Genomic DNA, 19274 nt, shown 5'->3' with positions numbered 1-19274 from the left:
CTTCGGCTCTCCCTCGGGACGGGCCTGAGAGGTATCGCCGCGATGGTGCGTGACGCAAGCACGACGACAGGTCCCACGCTGGCGACCGTGGCCCGCGAGGCCGGGGTGTCCGTGCCGACCGCGTCGAAGGTGGTCAACGGCCGGCAGGACGTGTCGCCGGAGACGCGCCGCCGGGTCAACGAGGCACTGGACCGGCTCGGCTATGTGCGCAGACACCGGGCCGACGCGACGATGGCGGCGCCCCGCCTGGTCGACCTCGTCGTGCACTCGCTGCGGAGTTCCTGGTCGGGCGCCATCCTGCACGGAGTGGAGGAGGCGGCACACGACGCGGGCCTGGAGGTGGTGGTCTCGGCGGGCCTGACCCGGACCCGGAGCGGGCGCCCGGAGCACGGCTGGCTGGACAAGCTCACCGCCCGCGGCTCGTCCGGAGTGCTCTTCAACCTGGCCCAGTTGACCCCGGCCCAGTACGTCGCTCTCGACCAGCACCGCATTCCGTTCGTGATGATCGACCCGGTCCTCGAGCCGCCACCGGGCGTGGTGTCGGTGGGCGCGGCGAACTGGCAGGGCGGCGTCACCGCCACGGAACACCTCCTGTCCCTCGGTCATGAACGCATCGCCGTCATCGGCGGCCACCGGCGCACGATCTGCAGCGGTGCCCGCGTCGCCGGCTACCGCTCCGCGCTCACCGCGGCGGGCGTGCTCCACCGCCCGGAGTACCTTCGCCTCGGCGACTTCGACGAGGCCGTCGCGCACCGCCGGATGCTCGAACTCCTCGACCTGCCCGAACCGCCGACCGCCGTCTTCGTCTGCTCGGACAAGATGGCTCTCGGCGTCTACGAGGCCTTGGCCCTGCGCGGCCTGCGGGTGCCGGACGACATCAGCGTGGTCGGTTTCGACGACCTTCCTGAAGCGCGCTGGGCCACCCCCGCCGTGACGACGGTGCGCCAGCCCCTCTCCGAGATGGCCGCCACGGCGGTGCGCCTCCTGGTGCGGCTGATGGCGGGAGAGCAGCCGGACAGCACCCGCACGGAGCTGTCGACGCGGCTGGTGCGGCGTGCGAGTACGGCGCCGCCGCGCGGGGAACGCGGGTGACCGCGAGCTGTTGACCCGCATAGCAACCGGTTTCTAGATTGATGTCGTGACACGGCGGACCCTCCCATCGGCTGAAGCCTGTGGTCTCCTCGAAAGGAATCCAATGGCAATGACTTCCGGTCCGATCCGCCTCTCCGACGGCTCGCACACCGCGCTGCGCCCGGCCTCGGACGCGCGGATCACGGGCGGCTTCTGGGCGGCGCGGCGGCGTACGAACGCCGCAGTGAGCGTCCCCCAGGGCCCGTCGAAGCTCGAGGAGGCCGGGAACCTCGCCAATCTACGGGCCGCGGCCGACGGCAAGGACGGCTTCACCGGGGACTTCCAGTTCCAGGACTCGGATGTGCACAAGTGGCTGGAGGCCGCGTCCTGGCAACTGGCCGACGAGCCCGGCGACACCGAACTTGCCGCGCGCATCGACGAGTTGGCGTCCCTGCTGGCGGCCGCCCAGACGGAGGACGGCTACCTCCAGACCTTCTACCAGGTCGCCCACCCCGAACTGCGCTGGCAGGAACTGGGCTGGGGCCACGAGCTGTACTGCGCCGGCCACCTGATCCAGGCGGCCGTGGCCCACCACCGGGCCACGGGGCGACGCCAACTCCTCGATGTCGCCGAGCGGTTCGCGGTCCACCTCGACGCGACCTTCGGCCCTGGCAAGTCCATCGACGGCGTGTGCGGACACCCCGAGATCGAGACGGCCCTCGTCGAGCTGTACCGCGAGACCGGCGAGCGCCGCTGGCTGAAGCTTGCCTCGTACTTCGTCGACCGGCGCGGCCACGGCGTGCTGAGCGCGGGCGTCGACCGCGGCCACGACCGTGACATGGGCCAGGCCTACTGGCAGGACCACCTCCCGGTCCGGGAGGCCGGTACGGTCGTGGGCCACGCCGTCCGTCAGCTGTATCTCCTCGCGGGCGCCACCGACCTGGCGGTGGAGACCGGCGAGCCCGAGCTGCGGGCCGCGATGGAACGCCTCTGGGAAGCCATGGTGTCCACCAAGACCTACCTGACCGGCGGAGTCGGCTCGCGCCACGACGGCGAGGCGTTCGGCGATCCGTACGAGCTGCCGCCGGACCGCGCCTACGCCGAGACCTGCGCGGCGATCGCGTCCGTCCAGTGGTCGTGGCGGATGGCGCTGCTCACGGGCGAGGCGAAGTACTCGGACCTCGTGGAGCGGACGCTGTTCAACGGCTTCCTCTCCGGTATCGGCCTCGACGGCGACAGCTGGCTGTACGTCAATCCGCTCCAGGTCCGCGAGGAGTACGCCGACCGGGGCGGCGACCAGACAGCGCGCCGCACGCCGTGGTTCCGCTGCGCCTGCTGCCCGCCCAACGTGATGCGGCTGCTCGCCTCGCTCCCCCACTATGTGGCGAGCGGTGACGGGGCGGGGCTCCAACTGCACCAGTACGCGACGGGGTTGTATCGCGCGGGCGGAGGTGCGGTCCGGGTCGAGACGGCGTACCCGTACGACGGCCGGATCACGGTCACCGTGGCGGAGGCGCCGGCCGACGAGCAGTGGTGGCTGGCGCTGCGGATTCCGGGCTGGGCGGGGACGTACGCCCTCGACGGCAGGCCCTTGACGCGCCCCGACGACGGCTGGCTGCGGCTGTCCCGGCGCTGGAGCGCGGGTGACACGGTCGTCCTCGACCTGCCGGTCGAGCCCCGGATCACCCACCCCGATTCCCGGGTGGACGCGGTGCGCGGGTGCGCGGCGATCGAGTACGGCCCGCTGGTGTACTGCCTGGAGGAGCCGGACCACCCCGAACTGCCCGGTCGCTTCGACGACTTGGAGCTGGACGCGGCCGATCCCTCACTCACGGCCGAGCCGCGTCCGGAACTGCTCGGTGGCACGACCGTGGTGACCGCACGCGGCCGTCACCGGCCCGACGGTTCGCCGGTGACGCTGACGGCTGTGCCGTACCACTTGTGGGCCAACCGGGCGGACGGGGCGATGCGGGTGTGGATTCCGGTGCGTCAGCCGTGACGCCGGTTGCACCGGCTGTGAAGTGACGAATGGGGCCGGTCCCCCTCCAGGGAGACCGGCCCCGACTCGGCGCCTCGGCGCCTACTTGGCGTACATCAGCGTCCCGAACCCGAGCTGGTCGAAACCGCCGCTGTCGGGACCGTAGTCACCTCCGCCGCCCTCGGGCCGCACGCTCTCGGCCATGGCGGTGATGTACGGGACGGACAGCCCGCGTCGGCGGGCGTAGTGGTAGTGCAGGATGTCCCACACCGGCCTGGCCTGCCCGCGGCCCGCCGAGGAGATGACGGTCTGCGACTGCTGGGCGCAGTTCTGGCCGGTGCCCCAGGTGTAGGTGGTGAAGGGGACGTTCTGGCCGAGGTTGTACTTGGCGACGTACTGGGCGGCCTTCATGAACCGGTTGTTGTCGTAGCCGTACAGGTCCTCGCCCTGGGACCAGGCCATCTCGCAGAAGGCGCCCATCTGGCCCATGCCCATCATGGTGTGCCCCTGGTCGCGGCCCGACTCCTGCCACTGGCCGAGGTTGTCCGGGTGCAGGAACGGCACGGCGTTCCGGATGGAGCCATTGCCGGCGCCGTTCTTGAAGTAGTTCACGGCCTGGTCGTACTTGACCCCGTCGTCGCACAGGATCCCGATCGCGAGGATCGAGTTCATGTTGCACAGGTCCCAGTTCGCCCAGTAGTTGGTGATGCAGGCGTCGTTGTGGTTGTTCAGGAACTGGTTGTTGAGCGGGTAGAAGACGTTGAGCATCATCGTCTTGAACCGCTCGAGGTCGAACCCGCTGTAGCCGCGCATGAGTTCGGCGGCGTTCGCGAACTGGTAACCGTAGATCCCGGCGGCCAGGAAGCGGTCCGCGTTGCCCGTGACGGTGGTGAGGGTGGACGACCAGGCGTTGAGGATCCTGACGGCCGCGTCGGCGTTCGCCCTGGTCCCGCCGATGTGCCAGCGCAGGGCGTTCTGGTAGGCGGCGTGGATGTCGTTGTACAGGATCCCGTAGTTCTGGCCGTCGCCGCCGCGGATGATCGTGGCCTGCGGATTGGGCTGCCAGGTGCTCGCGGAGTGGCCGTTGGCGGTCAGGCGCTGCCAGCCGGACAGCCACGGCTGGGCGCCGTCGTTCACCCGTACTTTGGCGCGGTTGAGTTCACCGTAGGCGTGCAGCATGCCCGGGTGGGTGAAGGTCGCCGGGGCGGCCTCGGCCGTGCCCGTGAGGGCGGTGGCCGAGGCGCCGACGGCGAGGGCGGCGGTGAGACCGCCGGCGGTCTTCAGAAGACCGCGGCGGCTCAACTCCGGCTGGTGGGGGGAAGTGCGGCTCATGTGGTGCATCTCCAATCCCGTGGGGATCTACATGGGGGTGATGCTCACCTCGCTGAATCGCGCGGTGCTGTGGGCCAGGGGGTTGCGGGAGCAGACCACGAGGCCCACGTAGTAGGGGGCGTCACCGAAGCCGGGGATCTCGCCTGTGGCGAGAGTCGTCCAGGTGGCGCCGTCATCGGTGGAGACGGCCGCGGTGAAGGCGGTCCCAGTGCGCTTCAGCCGCAGCAGACAGGGGGCGGTGACCGTGCCGTTGCCCGTGAACGCCGACCGTCCGGCCACGGTCGTACGGAGCATCAGCTGGGCGGCGGTCCCGCCCGTGACGATCGCTCCGGCCGCCTGGTCGAACGGTGACAGCGACTTGGCCATCAGCAGCCCGGCCCGGTCGCCGCTCGCGCCTTCGCGGGAGACGAGCCGGGCGGTGATCTCGCTGTCGCCGGTGATCGAGCGACGTACGAACTGCCCTGTCATTCCTTGGTTGTTGACGGTCAGGTCGGTCCCGGCACCGCGGACGACGAGGGTCCCGTCCTCGTACGCCGTGCTGCCGGGGGTTCGCACAGCCACCACGCCGAACGTCCCGAACTCCCGGTCGTCGAGGACCACGTCACCGAGGTCGCCGTACCTCCAGGGGTCGGGCGGCGGTGTGCCGACCGTGAGCTTGAGCGTGCCGGTTCCGTCACCTGCGGCGTTGCCCGCGGTGGTGGTGACGGTGAACTCGCCGGTCTCGGTGGGTGTTCCGGAGACCCAGCCTGTGCGCTTGTCGAGGCGCAGTCCGTCGGGCAGGCCGGCCGCGGTGAACCGTACGGGCTCGTGCGAGGCCCGCAGCAGGTGCCGGAAGGTGACGCCCTTGTTCGCGAACACGGTGGTCGCGGAGGTGAGTTGTGGCGCCGAAGGGCTCGGCATCTTGGCGGTGGCGGGTTCGGACAGCGGGCCGCGTCCGCCGCGGTTGGTCTTGGCGACGGCGTAGTGGTACGTCGTGCCGGGCCGCCCGGTGGCGTCCACGTACCGGATGCGGGTGCCGAACCCGACCGGGCCGACGTCGGTCCCGACGGTCACATAGGGGCCGTCTGCGTCGGTCGCCCGCAGCACCTTGTACCGGGCGGAGAGGTCGGGGTCGGTCCAGGCCAGTTCCACCGCGTCGGCGCCCGCGGTCGCCCGCAGGTCGCCGGCGGTGCGGGTGGGACGCGGCACGGTCCAGACCTCACCGGACGTGGAGGTCACGCTGACGTTGTCGAAGGCGCCGGTGCCGGTCTCGGCGTACGACTCGTCGACGCCGAGGCAGGAGGTGAGGGCGAGGCCCGCGTACGCTGTCTGCCCCAACTCGACCTCGGTGGAGCCGACTTCGGTCCAGCTCTTGCCGTCCGGGGAGATGGCCCCGGTGCAGCGGCGGCCCTTGCGGGTGACACGCACCCAGTACGGCATGCGCATTCGGTAGCCGTCGCCCGCGCCCTCCACGTAGGGGGCTTCGATGGGTGTCGCCGACTCCGGAAGCTTCCCGAGGTCGGAGATCGGGAACGACGCCTTGCTGGTGATCGCCTGCTGCTGGGTGGGCGGCACGGGAGTGCTGCCGGTCGCGGAGACGGACGCTCCCGACTTCGGGCGTACGGTCCACACGCCGCTCCAGGTGTGCAGCGGAAGCCCCTGGATGAGCATCGAGGCGTGCGGGGCGTCACCCTCCGAGGGAGAGCTGCGCAGGGTGACGCCGATCTTGGAGTACTGCGAGCTGAGCGGCCACACGATCCGCGCGGTGATGGTGCCGTCGCCGCGCAGCGGCAGATGGGCCAGGCGGTACGTGTCCGCTGTGCCGCTCGCCTCCAGCAGGAAGCGCTCGCCGTCGAAGTAGGCGGAGCCCGGGATGCGTACGTCACCCACATCCCGCGTGGACCAGGGCTCCGGGAGTCCCGCGGTTGCCGCCGTCCGGCTCGAACTGCCGCTCTTTCCTTGCGAGTTGGCGGCGATGACCGAGTAGTAGTAGGTGCGACCCGCGCGCACGTCGCGGTCCTTGTGGGTCGCCTTGTCGATACCGGACGCGAGGGGCTCGTACGGCCCTTCCGGCTTGGTCGACCGCTCGACGGTGTAGCTGCTCGCCCACGCGGAGGGCACCCAGGACACCGTGACGCCGTCGTCCTGCCCCACCGCGGTGACTCCCGCCGGGGCCTTGGGCGCGGCGGGCGAGGCCTTCGCGCCCGCGTAGGTGAGGGTGCCCCAGCTCGGCAGGTCGTCGTTGCTGCCCTCCACCACGCGGGTGCCGCCCGCGCCACGGAAGAGGACGTTCTTCGTGTACGGGGCGTCGAGGCCGCGTACACCGGCGTAGTGCGCGTACGCCATCTCGTAGATCGGCGGGATGTTGCCGCGCACCTTCTCCGAGACGGACGTCTTGATGTACTTGCCCGTGCGGTCCAGGTCGGGGGTGAAGGGGACGTCGCCGCCGAGGTTGTAGCGGGCGGCGTACTCGGCGTTCGCGAGGAGGCGGTTGTCGTCGAAGCCCCACAGGTCGACGCCCTGGTTCCAGGCGACCTGTGCAGCGTCGGCGTGCAGGCCGACCGCGAGCTGTTCGTGGCCCTGGTCGCGGCCGCTCTCCTGGCCCTGGCCTGCGTCGGTGACGATGCGGCCCTGGACGCTGCCGTTGCCCGCGCCGGCGGCGGCGAAGCGCAACGCGTCCTCGAAGAGGGTGGGCTCCTCGCAGAACACGCCGATGGCCAGGATCGACTGGACGGACGTCAGGTCCCAGTTGCCGTTGGCGTAGAGCATGTAGCCGGAGATCGCCGGATACCAGACGCGCAGGAAGGACTCCTCGCAGCGCGCGATGTCCTCCTTCGCCCAGCCGTCGTAGCCGCTGTGCCGCAGCAGTTCGGCGGCGTTGACGAACTTGAAGACCTGGAGGCCCGCGCCGAGCGGCCCGTCGGCACCGGTGACGGTCGTCAGGGATGCCGACCAGGCGTTGAGGATGTCGCGGGACTTGTCGGCGTAGGCACGCTCACCGGTGATGCACCACATGAGCGCGGTCTGGTAGGCGGCGGCCGAGTCGGCGACCGCCTGGTTCTGGAAGTTGGTGGGGCCGCGGCCCCAGGAGGTGATCTGGCCGGTGTTCTGGATGGCGTAGGTGGCCTTCGAGCGCGCGTGGGCGGCGAGCGCGAGGTAGCCGTCGTGGACCGGGGATTCCTTGGCGGCGACGGCGGCCTTCATACGCGCTATGTCGTCGGCTGTATGCAGTAGGCCGGGGTGTGTGAACTGAGTGCGACTGGTCTGGTGGCCGGCCGCCCGGGCGGTGCCGGGCGCGAGCAGTCCGCTCGCGCCCGCCACCAGCAGCAGGGCCGCCGTGCCGCCGAGGAAGTTCCGGCGACTCGGAGCAGAAGTGATCATGACGCGGCGGCCGCCTCGGCCTCGGCGGTGGTGAGGAACTTGAGGTTCGTCACGTGCTCGTTGACGAACATGGGCACGCCGTCCGAGGCCAGGTACCACCTCGGCTTGCCCGTGCTGTCGGCGATCACCCTGCCGTTGACGCGGAGGTTCTCGAAGGTGACGTCCTTGATCGCGTGGTCCGCGTCGAGGCCGGCGATGATCGAGAGGTCGGCGTTCTTGCCGTTGTAGCTGAGGTCCTTGATGTAGACGTTCTCGATGGCGCGGCCGGCCGAGGTGTTGTACTTCGGGTTGTACTCGACTCGCATGTGGACGAGCTGGCCCCAGCGGAAGTCCTCCACGCGGATGTTGTCGAACTTGACGTCCCGGACGATGTTGCTGTCGCCGACCATGAAGGCGATGGCGCCCTGGTAGGTCACCTGCGGCTCGCGGTGGTCGAGGATGTCGATGTTCTCGTAGGTCAGGTTCTCCAGCATCTCGGGGTTGTCGGAGTTGCCGTGTACGCCGATGTTGATCGGGTGCGCGACGTCGGCCCAGAGGGAGCAGTTCTTGACCGTGATGTTGCGGGTGTCGCCGAAGAAGTCCCAGCGGTGGGTGTAGAGGGCGACGCAGTCGTCCGAGGTGCGCAGGAAGCAGCCGTCGACCGTGATGTTCTCGGAGCAGTAGAGCTGGATGCCGTCGCCCCAGCCCTGGTGGCTGAAGGCGCGCAGGTTCTCGATGGTGATGTTCTGGGACTCGGCGACCCTGACGTTCTCGTACCGGGGGTTGAGGATCGTGATGCCGTCGATCGTGATGTTCTCGCACTTGCGGATGAACATCGCGCCGACGGGGGAGTCGTAGAGCACGCCGCGGCCGATCACCCGGGAGTTCTCCACCCCCTCGATGTTCACGTGTGCGTTGAGGACCGCACCGGGGGCCAGGTAGACAGTGGTGTTGCTGGGCACCTTCAAAAACTTGTCGGTGGGAGTGTGGAAACCGGGCCCGAAGTACATGACCTTCTTGTCGCCCTCGGCGGGCACGTCCTTCTCGAGCGGGTTCGCGAACAGGTGCAGGCAGTCAAAGGTCTTGTCGTCGATCTGGACGACCAGGTTGCGGGGCTGGTCCAGGGTGAAGCGCGCGGTGCTGCCGAGCACCTCGGGCTTGATGCCGTACGAGTCCGGGCGGATGCGGACCTTCTCGCCGCCGCCCGGGTTGTACGTGACCTCGACCTCGACGGTGCCGGAGAAGTCGAAGGCGGCCCAGGAGGAGTTCTGGGCCTTGTTGCTGCCGGTGTTCGGGTCGATCAGTGCGAGCTTGGCGAGGTAGACGCCGAGCTTCTGCCAGGTGCCGCCGAGCGGCCGGACCTTGACGGTGAAGGAGTTGTTGACAGGCACCTTCGGAAGCGTCGGGTGGATGACCACACTGTCGCCGGTGGTGCCGGTCTCATCCGCCGTGGCGGCCTGTGCGGTGCCGGCGATGCTGCCGGCCAAGCCGGCGGCAGCGATGACACCGGCGGCCTGGAGGGTGGTTCGGCGTGACAGGGGCGCGTTCATGCGTAACTCCTTGCAAAAGGTTCGGTAAGAGGGACTACTTCAGTCCGGTCGTGGACATCCCGGCGACGAAACCGCGCTGGGCGACGAGGAAGATCAGCAGGATGGGGACGACGTACATGACGGAGCCGGCGGCCAGGAGGTTGTTGACGGGCATCCCGCCCTCCGTCACATAGGAGGTCATGATGGCCACCGAGAGCGTGGTGCGGTCGCTGGACAGGAGCAGCATGGGGGCGATGAAGTCGCCCCAGGTCCAGGTGAAGGCGATCACGAAGCTCGCGGCCAGGACCGGCCAGGACTGCGGCAGGAAGATCCGCCAGAAGATCGTGGGGTAGCTACAGCCGTCGATGATCGCGGCCTCCTCCAGCTCCCGGGGCATCCCGGCGAAGAACTGCCGGAACAGGAAGACCAGATACGGAGCGGCCGCCAGCCCCCACAGCACCCACGGCCAGTAGGTGTCGACCATGCCGAGCTTCGCGAAGATGAGGTATGTCGGGAAGAGCGTGATCATCTGCGGCAGCATCATCGAGCCGAGCAGCACGCCGAACAGGACCTTCTTGCCAGGAGCGTTCAGGCGGGCGAACCCGAAGCCGACCCAGGCGGAACTCAGGGTGACCAGCGTGGCGTAGATGAAGGCGATGATGAGGGAGTTGCGGGCGTAGCCGAGGAATTCGATGTTGGTGAAGGCATCGGCGAAGTTGTGCCACTGCACCTGGTCGGGCAGCCAGTGCACCGGGGAGGCCGCCAGTTCCGGCGTGGTCTTCAGACCCGTGATGATCAGCCAGCCGAAGGGCCCGAGCATCAGTCCGGTGATCACGACGAGGACGGTGTAGAGGACGAGGCGGGACGCGCGCACCCGGACACGGGTGTCGGACTTGGGCACCTTGGGGGTCACGGTGGTGGCGGTCACTTCTTCGCCTCCGGGTCGACGTTGTAGAACACCACACCGGACGTGAACTTGAAGATCAGGCCGGTCGCGATGAGGATCAGGACGAAGAGCACCCACAAGAGCGCGGAGGCGTAGCCGTAGCGGCCGAGCGCGAAGTACTCCGCGAACACGTGCATCATGTACATGTAGTTGGACTGCGGGATCGAGGTGATGCCCTTGGGGCTGGCGTCCGCGGCGAGCAGCATCGGCATGATGGTCTGCACCGAGGCGATCATCCCGGTCACGGTCTGGAAGAGCAGTACCGGCGACAGCAGCGGCACGGTGATGCTGCGGAAGGTCCGCCAGGCGCTCGCGCCGTCGATCCGGGCCGCCTCATGGAGCTCGCGGGGCACGTCCTGGAGCCCGGCCAGCGAGATGATCATGACGTTGCCGGCGCCCCACAGCACCGCCATCAGGATCACGTAGCGGGCGTAGGGGTCGTCGAGCCAGGCGATGGCGTCGATGCCGACGAAGCTCAGGATGCCGTTGGTGGCGCCGGAGTCCCGGTTGAAGAGCTGCTTGAAGATGAGACCCGCGCCCACCGGCGGTACGACGGCCGGCAGATAGAGCAGGGTGCGCCACAGTCCGCGCGCCTTGAGCGGGCGGTTGACCAGGACCGCGAGGCCGAGACCCGCGATGATCGACAGCGGTACCGAGGTGATGGCGAACAGGCCGGTGCGCCCCAGGGAGTCCCAGGTCACCGAGTCGGAAAGCAGCTCACGGTAGTTGCCGAACCCGACGTAGCTCCAGTTGGGGGAGATGCCGTCGAAGGTGGTGAAGCTCAGCCACAGCGCGTACAGCATCGGGCCGACGGTCAGCAGCAGGAAACCGATGATCCAGGGCGAGGTGAACAGGTAGAACGCCCGGTGCCGGCGTGCGGTCATGGAGGTCCGGGGCAGGTCGCCGGAGCGCGGGGCGCCGGTGCGCGCGGCGGCCCGGGGCTGCTCCGTGACGGAGGGGATCTGGTCGACTGTCATCCCACCTGCTCCTTACCGCGCTTCATCTGGTCGTTGACGGACGAGTTGAGGCGTCCCGCGAGGGTGTCGACGGAGATCTGGCCGTTCATCGCGGCCGGAATGATCTGGTTGATGAGGGCGTCGATGGCTTCGGTCTTGACGTAGGGGGTGAAAGGCGTCACCGAGAAGTGCTCCAGCTCGGCCTCCTGCACCTCGAGGACACGCTTCTGGTAGTCCTCCTTCCGCGGCATCAGCGGGCGCAGCGACTTGAGCGTCGGTATCCCCCAGCCGCCCTCCGCGCGCGCCTTGGCCGGCCCTTCGCCGAAGAACCACTCGAAGACCCGCCAGGCGGCGTCCTTGTTCCGCGCCTTCTTGGGCATCCACATGCCGGTGCCGGCCTGGCAGGAGCTGAGCCGCGGGCCACCCTCGAAGACGGGAGCGGGGGCGAGGCGAGACACCTCCGCCACCTTCGGGTCTCCGTTGATCATGCCCCCGAGCCAGTAGCCGTTGCCGGACATGGCCATGCGGTTCGCGACGTAGGTGGGACCGTCCCAGGTGTCGGGGTTGGGCTGGATGAGGCTCGGCCCGACCCTGGTCTTGGCGTAGTCCACGTACCAGGTCAGGGCCTTGCGGGCCTCGGGGGTGGTGAAGTCGACCCGGGTGAAGTCCTCGGAGAAGAGGCTGCCTCCGGCGGCGGCGGTCAGGTTCGTCAGGAGGACGGTGAGGTTGACGCCGTTGTAGCTGCCGCCGTACACGGTGGTCTGGCCGTTCTTGCGCTGGACCAGGCGCTTGGCGTTCTCCAGCCACTCCTCGTACGTGATCGGCTCGGTCTCGGAGGGGTAGTCGACGCCCGCCTTGTCGAAGAGCGCGGTGTTGTACCAGAACATCGCGTCCTGGGAGAAGTCCTTCGCCATGCCGTAGCGGGGGCCCTTGCCCTGGGTCGTGCCGTCGAACCGCCACACGTCGTTGGCCGGGTCCAGGTCGTCGGTCTTGAGGATGGTCGACTTGGCGAAGTACGGGTCCAGGTCCTCGGCCACGCCCCGGGCGGCGAAGTACGGAGCGTCCAGGGCACCCAGGCCGCGGACCAGGTCCGGCGGCTTGCCGTTGGTGAGCATCGCGATCAGCCGGGTGATGTCGTCCTGCACCACGGTGATCCTGATGCCGAGTTCCTTCTGAGCCTGCTGGATCAGCTCCGCGGAGATGTCGTCGAGCTTGACCATCATCGTGATGCTCTCGCCGCCGCCGGTCGCGGCGCCGGCCACCTTCAGAGCGCAGCCGCTCAGCGTTGCCGCTCCGGCCGCGGCGCCACCCGCCGACAGAGCGAGGAACCGGCGTCGGCCCAGGGGAGGACCGGGGTGGGAGCCCATCAACGGCTCACCTCCTGCTTCGGATCGTGTGGGAACGGAGAGTTCGGCAAGTGCGGCTGGTGGAGCCTGCACGGCAACCGGTTGTCATAAGCGGGTGGGCAGAGCTTCTTCCTGTCCGGAAACTGCGTCAAGAGTCTTGACGAACTTTCGAAAAGAATGGGTAACCTCGACGTCATGAACCAGAGGTCCGGAGGGTCACTGCGGAGCCTGCGACGGACGAACCAAGAGCAGCTCCTGGCGCTGCTTCTGGCCCAGGGCCCATTACACCGGGCCGCACTGGCACGGCAGGCAGGCGTCTCCCGCACCACGGTGTCGACGATCGCCGACGAGCTGATGACGCGCGGGCTGGTCGTCAAGACCGGGGAGAAACCGGTTGTCGATCTGGACGGCCGGGCCGGTGACCTGCTGTCCGTCAATCCGCGCGCCGCCGTCGTGGCCGGAATGAACCACACCTTCGACGGCGTCTGGGTCCATCTCTGCGATCTGGCCGCCGGGGAGTTCGCGAGCGCCGGTACGGCCGTGGATCCCGGTACCGGGCCGGCCGAGCGGATCGCGGCCGGTGCGGCGATCCTTCAACGGCTGCTGGATGAGCAGGAGTTGGGCAGGGAGCGGGTCATCGGTGTCGGTGTGGGCGTCCCCGGGCCCGTCCACCGCGAGACCGGAGTCGTCGGGGTGTCGCTGCCGGGACAGCCCTGGTCGCATGTGCCCGCCGTCGAGGAGTTCGAGCGGGCGCTCGGCCTGCCGGTCACCGTGGCGAACAACACCCGGCTCGAAGGTGTTGCCGAGGCCCGCTGGGGCGCCGGACGCGGAGTGGCGAACCTGCTCTACTTCGGCCTGTCCAGCGGCATCGGCTCGGCCCTGATCCTGGACGGCCGGCTCCACCGCGGGGCGGTCGGCGCCGCGGGCGAACTGGGCCACGTCTCCGTGCGCGTCGACGGGCCGGCCTGCCGCTGCGGCAACCGCGGCTGCCTGGTGCTGCACGCCGGGCTCCCCGCCGTACTCGCCGCGCTGCGGCCGGTGTTCGGCGCCGACACCGGGCTCGACGAGATACTGGCCCGCACCGCGGCCGGGGACCGCGCGGGCGAGACCGTGTTCGCCGAGATCGGCAGCGTCGTCGGCCAGGTCCTCGCCAACCTGTGCAATCTGCTCGACCCCGAGCGCATCGTGGTGGGCGGCGAACTCTCCCGGGCCGGGGAGGTACTCCTCACCCCGATGCGCACCGCGGTACGCCGCCACGCCCTGCCCCTCGTGCGCGAAGTGGACCTCGTTCCTGCCGAGTTGGGGCTCGGGGCGCGAATCGGCGCGCTGGGCGGCGCCGCGCTCGTCCTCAGCGAAACGCCGGACCTGGCCGCCGCGCTCAACCGCGTCGACATGAACGGAGTCACCGCATGACGTGTCACACGGCCGCCGGCACGGGGCCTCACCCGGGGGCCTTGGCACCGGCCCCGACACCCACTCCGGTATCCACTCCGACACCCACCGCGGCGCCCGCGTGACGCGCTTCGACGGCAAAGGTCGCCGGACGCGATGCCCGCCCGTCCAAAGGCGCCTCGGAAGGCCAGGAAGGCCCTCTCGGAAGGGTCCGCGGACCCTCGGGCACGTGGAAACGCAACGCGGCGGTCAGCGACGTACCACTGCCGCCGACCGCCGAACTGCCCGCTCCTACCGTTCGCGCCCCTACTCCCGACCGTTACTCCTGGCCGCCCTCCAGATCCCGCACCTCGAACCAGTCGAAGTCGGCCGGGGCACGGGTCCCGCCCAGGTCCTGAGCGCAGACCCCGACGAACGTGCCCGTGAACCGCAACAGGTCCCCGTAGTCGTCGGAGAGCTTGCTCGCGTCCAGGGGCGGGCCCACGGGATGCCAGTCCGTGCCGTCCGGCGACGCGGAGAAACGGAGTTCCGCACCGTCGAAGCGGGCTCGGAGGTGCACCAACGGCCAGTCGTCCGTGGTGAGTTCGCTGTCGGACAGCTCCCCGTAGACACCGTTGTCGGTGAGGACCACACCCAGGACGCGGCCCCTGCCCTCGACGTGCGTGAGGCGCAGGTAGTAGTGCGTCGAGGTGTCGTACCAGCAGATGAGTCCCGCGAGTTGGCTGAAATGGGAGGGTCTGAAGTCGACGACCGTCGTCACCTCGGACCGCAGCGAGGTGAGCCGGCGCGCGACCAGGCTCTGGTCGAACCGCGAGTGCGTGCTCTGCCGGCCGCGCAGCCGCAGATGCCCGGGACGTTCGCCGAGGGTCAGCCAGTCGGCGGTCGCGGGCACCCGGAGCGTACTCCAATGTCCGCCCAGGACAGGCGAGTTGAAGTCGTCGTGCGCCACAGGCACGACGGCCGGTCCCGGCTCCACCCCCGTGGGTGCCGGGACCTCCACGCTCGGCCGCCGCCCTCCGTCGGCCAGCCGCAGCCAGCCGTCGTCCGTCCACGTCACGCGTTGCAGGCAGGTCTCCCGGCCCAGGACGCAGCGCGGTCCGTCGGGCGTCTGTACGGGCCGGGAGGCCAGGTGGGCGAGGTACCACTCCCCCTCCGGCGTCTCGACCAGTTCTCCGTGGCCCGCCTTCTGCAAGGGCCAGTCCGGAACATCACGGGTCGTCAACAGCGAGCCGTGCGGGTCGAGTTCGTACGGCCCGGTCAGTTCGCGCGAGCGGGCCATCAGGATGCCGTGGTTCCAGCCGGTGCCGCCCTCGGCGAGCATCAGGTAGTACCAGCCGCCCCGCCGGTAGACGTTGGGCCCCTCGATCAGCTCCTCGTTCGTGAGGATCGTGCGCGGCTGCCCGATCAGGGCCCGCTTGTCGGCGTCGTACTCCTGGAGCACGATCCCGGCGAAGGAGGGCTTACCCTCGCGCGGGTCCCACTGGATGTTGAGCAGCCAGCTGCGGCCGTCCTCGTCGTGGAAGAAGGACGGGTCGAAGCCCGAGGAGTTCAGGAACACCGGCTCCGACCACGGGCCGTCGATCGACGGGGACGTGATCAGGTAGTTGTCGAGATCCTTGTACGGCTGCCCGATGGTCCGCACGATGCTGTAGACCAGCCAGAACTGCCCCTCGTGGTACGAGAGTGAGGGCGCCCACACGCCTGCCGAGTCGGCGACTCCGCGCAGGTCGAGGAGGTCGGGGCGGTCCAGGATGTGGCCGGCCGGCTCCCAGTTGGCGAGATCCGTCGAGCGGTGCACGGGCACGCCCGGAAACCATTCGAAGGTGGAGGTGGCGAGGAAGTACTCCGCGCCGACGCGCACGATGCTGGGATCCGGGTGGAATCCGGGCAGCACGGGGTTGCGGATGTGGCCCGCGGTCATGCAGGTCCTTTCACACAGGGTAGGTGGGGGTAGCGGGGACGGACCTCGACGGCCCTGGGGTGTCGTGGGGTCAGCCCTTGACGGCGCCCTGCATCACACCGGCGACGATCTGCCGGGAGAGCAGGAGGAAGACGACGAGCAGCGGCAGCACGCCGATGGCGGCGCCGGAGAGGATCAGCGTGTAGTCGAGGGCGTAGCCGCTGGCCAGTGAGGACAGCGCGGTCTGCACGGTCGGCGTCACCGACGGGTCGAGCACGATCAGCGGCCACATGAAGTCGTTCCAGCTGGCCATGAAGGTGAACATGGCCAGCACTGCGGCCTGCGGGCGGATCGCGGGCAGCGCCACGTGCCAGAAGATGCCGAGCGTGGAGCAGCCGTCGACGCGTGCGGCCTCGACGAGTTCGTACGGCACGGACTCGTCGCAGGCCTGCCGCATCCAGAAGACGGCGAAGGCGTTGACGAGTGCCGGGACGATGACGGCCTGGAGCGTGGCGATCCAGCCCAGGTCACCCATCAGCATGTACAGCGGGATCATGCCGAGCTGGGTCGGCAGCATCGCGGTGATCACGACCGCCACGAACAGCGCGTTGCGGCCGCGGAACGGCAGCTTGGCGAAGGCGAATCCGGCGAGCGAGGCGAGCAGTACGCAGCACACCGTGACCGTCGTCGAGATGATCATCGAGTTGCGCAGCGCCAGCCAGAAGTCGACGGTGTCGTAGACCCGCTGGATGTTGTGGAACAGGTTGCCGCCCGGCGTGAGGGTGAGCAGCGAGTCGCCGATCGCCGAGTTGTCGCGGGTGGGCAGGATGAAGGAGTAGTAGAGGGGGAAGAGCGAGGCGGCCAGGGCGCCGACCAGGGCGGCGTAGATGAGGTAGCCGGGCCGGCGGCCCGTCTGGTCGGGGCCCGGGCGGAACTTGGGTGCGCCGGATTTGGATGCGCCGGATTTGGGTGCGGTGCGCAGGGCGAGGGCCATGACGGCATCAGTCCTTCGATGCGATGCGCCGCGACAGCGCGTAGTTGATGCCGGAGACGATGGCGATGAGCAGGAACATCACCCACGCGAGCGTGGCGGCGTAGCCCGCGTTGAACTCGCGGAAGCCCTTCTCGTAGAGGTACATCATCAGCGTCTGGAACTGCCGGTCGCTGCCGCCCGTCCCCTCCGTGCCCTGGACGTCGAAGAGTTGGGGTTCGGCGAAGGTCTGCATGCCGATGATGGTCGACATGACGACGCTGAAGATGATCGTGGGGCGGATCGAGGGCACGGTGATCGACCAGAAGACGCGCCGCTGCGAGGCTCCGTCGATCATCGCGGCCTCGTGGAGCTCGCGCGGGACACCCTGCATCGCGGCGAGGAAGATCAGCCCGAAGTAGCCGGCCCAGCGCCAGATGATGATCGTCGAGACGGCGATGATGGCGGACCAGCGGTTCGCCTGCCAGTTGATCCGGTCGATGCCCACCAGACCCAGCACATCGTTGAAGATGCCGGTCTGGAAGCCGAAGAGCTGGGCGAAGACGAGGCTGACGGCGACCACGGAGACGATGTGCGGGAGCACGACGCCCGCCCGCCAGATCGCGCTGCCGCTGAGCTTCCGGTTGAGGAGGGCCGCCAGCCACAGTGCCACCGCCAGTTCGCCGCCGGTGCCGAGCACCAGCAGGAGCCCGGTGTTGAGCAGGGCGTTCCAGAAGTACTCGTCGGCGAACAGGTCCTGGTAGTTGCCGAGGCCCGCCCAGCCCTGGTCGCCTTCGATGATCGCCCAGTCGTGGAACGACATCCAGCCCGTGTAGAGCAGCGGCCAGAGCGCGAAGACACCGAAGATCACGAAGAACGGCAGGATGAACAGGTACGGCGTGCAGCGCAGGTCGAAGCGGGTGAGGCGGGAGCGCCAGGCCCGGCGGCGGTGGTGCCGCCCCGGGCCGGAGGCGATGGGAGCCTCCGTCCCGGGGCGGGTCTCGGTGACCGTCATCGGGTCATTCCCCCGCGACCTTCTCGGCATCGTCGATCGCCTGGTCCCAGGCGGCCTCCGGCTTCTGCTTGCCCTGTTCGACGCGGAGCAGCGCGTTCATGAAGGAGGACGCGACATCGCTGTCCTTGGTGCCGCGGTAGATGGGTTCCATCTTGTCGACGGCCTCGGCGAAGATCTTGCCGGTGGGGGCGTCGGAGAAGTACGGGTCCTTCTTCGCCTGTACCTCGGGGTCGTTGTAGACCGCGGGGTGGCTGGAGAGGTAGCCCTTGGAGAGGAACAGCTTCTTCTGGACCTCGGAGGAGGTCAGCCAGCGGGCCAGCTCGACGGCTTCCTTCGGGTGCTTGGACTGCTTGGGCACCAGGAGGTAGGAGCCGCCCCAGTTGCCGCCCTGCGGGGCCGCGGCCACGGACCACTTGCCGGTGTTGTCCGGTCCTGAGGCCTCCTTGGTGCGGTCGAGCTTCCAGGCGGGGCAGACAGCGGTTGCCGCCTTGCCGGTCTTCAGGGCGTTCGCCATTTCCGGCGTGAAGGGCGGGTATCCGCCGCTGACTTTCTCCACGGACATGTTCGCGGCGGTCAGGAAGTCCTGCTTGAGCGTGGTGTTCTCGTCCGCGATGAAGGAGTCGTCGGACTCGGCGAAGAAGGTCTCCTTGTGCTGGTTGCCCATGCCCACCCAGACATCACCGGTATTGGCCGTGAAGGAGGCGTTCTTCACCTTGGACCGGAACTTCTCACCGGTCTCGGTGAACTCGTCCCAGGTGGGCCAGAGCTTGCCGACCTGCTCGGGGTCGGTGGGCAGTCCGGCCTCCTTGAACAGGTCGGTGCGGTAGCAGATGCCGAGACCGCCGATGTCGGTGCGCATCCCCATGACGTACTTGCCGTTCTCGACCGTGCCGTAGTCGTACGCCCACTTCACCCACGGGTCGTCGGTGTTGTTGACGCCGTGGTCGGCGAGGTTGAGAAAGCGCTGGTGGCTGGGCTTGAACTTGCCGATGGTGTCGTCACCGAGGCCCACCACGTCGCTCGCTCCGCGGTTCGCGGCGAGCTGGGTGACGAGCTTCTTCGGCAGGTCCTCGATGAGGACTTCCTTGATCTTTACGCCGGGGTGGCTCTTCTCGTACTCCTTGTAGAGGTCCCGGTAGCCGTAGTCGACCTGGGTCGTGACGGTCAGCGTGACCGTGCCGTCGGCACTGTCGGAGGAACCTCCGCCGCAGGCCGACGCCGTGAGGGCGATGACCGCGGCGCCGGCGGCCACCCGAATCCCTTGGCTGGCGTGGTATTTCATGCCGTCACCCCTCTGTTTACGCGTCCGGCGCGTCGTCCTGCATGTTCGGTATTTCGATAATTTTCGACGCGGAGAAACTGGAGAAATCCCTGCTCCTTCGCGCCTTGTTGAAGCGCGCTCAATGTAGGAACCGGTTGCTACGGGGTCAATGTTTCCGTCACGTGAGCAGCGCTATTCGAAACTTTCGCTGGGTCTCGGGTGAGGGGTGGGTGGGCTGC

At 68.8% G+C, this 19274-nt stretch carries 13 protein-coding genes; 3 read left to right on the top strand and 10 right to left on the bottom strand.

What is annotated here, in order from left to right; genetic code table 11:
* The first annotated feature begins 42 nt into the window (after positions 1–42).
* Together ACTWQR_RS41475 and ACTWQR_RS41470 are read left to right on the top strand one after the other, a co-directional pair.
* A complete protein-coding gene (locus ACTWQR_RS41475) occupies positions 43–1092 on the top strand; it encodes a LacI family DNA-binding transcriptional regulator (RefSeq protein ID WP_443232437.1) in 1050 nt (349 codons plus the stop codon).
* Positions 1093–1201: 109 nt separating this feature from the next.
* Entirely contained in the window at positions 1202–3070 is a 1869-nt protein-coding gene (locus tag ACTWQR_RS41470) for a glycoside hydrolase family 127 protein (protein WP_443232436.1), read from the top strand.
* Positions 3071–3151: 81 nt separating this feature from the next.
* On the opposite strand, the gene ACTWQR_RS41465 is transcribed toward ACTWQR_RS41470, so the two are convergent.
* Genes ACTWQR_RS41465 through ACTWQR_RS41440 form a run of 6 tightly spaced genes read right to left on the bottom strand, consistent with a single transcriptional unit; the run spans position 3152 to position 12518 of the window.
* Positions 3152–4381, bottom strand: a complete 1230-nt coding sequence (locus ACTWQR_RS41465) for an alginate lyase family protein (RefSeq protein WP_443232435.1) — start codon at positions 4379–4381, stop codon at positions 3152–3154.
* A gap of 27 nt (positions 4382–4408) precedes the next feature.
* Positions 4409–7741 (bottom strand): alginate lyase family protein, encoded by a 3333-nt coding sequence (locus tag ACTWQR_RS41460; protein WP_443232434.1) that lies wholly within the window; start codon positions 7739–7741, stop codon positions 4409–4411.
* Entirely contained in the window at positions 7738–9270 is a 1533-nt protein-coding gene (locus tag ACTWQR_RS41455; protein ID WP_443232433.1) for a glycosyl hydrolase family 28 protein, read from the bottom strand. Before ACTWQR_RS41455 ends, ACTWQR_RS41460 begins: the two co-directional genes overlap by 4 nt.
* A gap of 34 nt (positions 9271–9304) precedes the next feature.
* A complete protein-coding gene (locus tag ACTWQR_RS41450) occupies positions 9305–10177 on the bottom strand; it encodes a carbohydrate ABC transporter permease (protein WP_443232432.1) in 873 nt (290 codons plus the stop codon).
* Positions 10174–11172, bottom strand: coding sequence for a carbohydrate ABC transporter permease (locus tag ACTWQR_RS41445; RefSeq protein ID WP_443232431.1), 999 nt, complete (start codon positions 11170–11172; stop codon positions 10174–10176). Before ACTWQR_RS41445 ends, ACTWQR_RS41450 begins: the two co-directional genes overlap by 4 nt.
* Entirely contained in the window at positions 11169–12518 is a 1350-nt protein-coding gene (locus ACTWQR_RS41440) for an extracellular solute-binding protein (protein ID WP_443232430.1), read from the bottom strand. Before ACTWQR_RS41440 ends, ACTWQR_RS41445 begins: the two co-directional genes overlap by 4 nt.
* 174 nt (positions 12519–12692) lie before the next feature.
* Here ACTWQR_RS41440 and ACTWQR_RS41435 point away from each other — a divergent pair, with 174 nt between their 5' ends.
* On the top strand, positions 12693–13910 hold the full coding sequence (locus tag ACTWQR_RS41435) for an ROK family protein (protein WP_443232429.1): 1218 nt from the start codon (positions 12693–12695) through the stop codon (positions 13908–13910).
* A 298-nt stretch (positions 13911–14208) separates the two neighbouring features.
* Here ACTWQR_RS41435 and ACTWQR_RS41430 read toward each other — a convergent pair whose 3' ends face one another.
* The 4 genes from ACTWQR_RS41430 to ACTWQR_RS41415 form a co-directional block, all read right to left on the bottom strand.
* The gene (locus ACTWQR_RS41430; protein WP_443232428.1) at positions 14209–15810 is read right to left on the bottom strand and encodes a glycoside hydrolase family 43 protein; all 1602 of its coding nucleotides are present in this window, start codon (positions 15808–15810) and stop codon (positions 14209–14211) included.
* Between the two features lie 70 nt (positions 15811–15880).
* The gene (locus ACTWQR_RS41425; protein ID WP_443232427.1) at positions 15881–16783 is read right to left on the bottom strand and encodes a carbohydrate ABC transporter permease; all 903 of its coding nucleotides are present in this window, start codon (positions 16781–16783) and stop codon (positions 15881–15883) included.
* Positions 16784–16790: 7 nt separating this feature from the next.
* The gene (locus tag ACTWQR_RS41420; protein ID WP_443232426.1) at positions 16791–17774 is read right to left on the bottom strand and encodes a carbohydrate ABC transporter permease; all 984 of its coding nucleotides are present in this window, start codon (positions 17772–17774) and stop codon (positions 16791–16793) included.
* Positions 17775–17778: 4 nt separating this feature from the next.
* On the bottom strand, positions 17779–19056 hold the full coding sequence (locus tag ACTWQR_RS41415) for an ABC transporter substrate-binding protein (RefSeq protein ID WP_443232425.1): 1278 nt from the start codon (positions 19054–19056) through the stop codon (positions 17779–17781).
* Between the last annotated feature and the right edge of the window lie 218 nt (positions 19057–19274).

Origin of the sequence: Streptomyces sp. 2A115 (genome assembly GCF_052245575.1) — a bacterium.
GTDB lineage: Bacteria > Actinomycetota > Actinomycetes > Streptomycetales > Streptomycetaceae > Streptomyces.
This window is presented reverse-complemented; position numbering and strand designations above follow the sequence as displayed.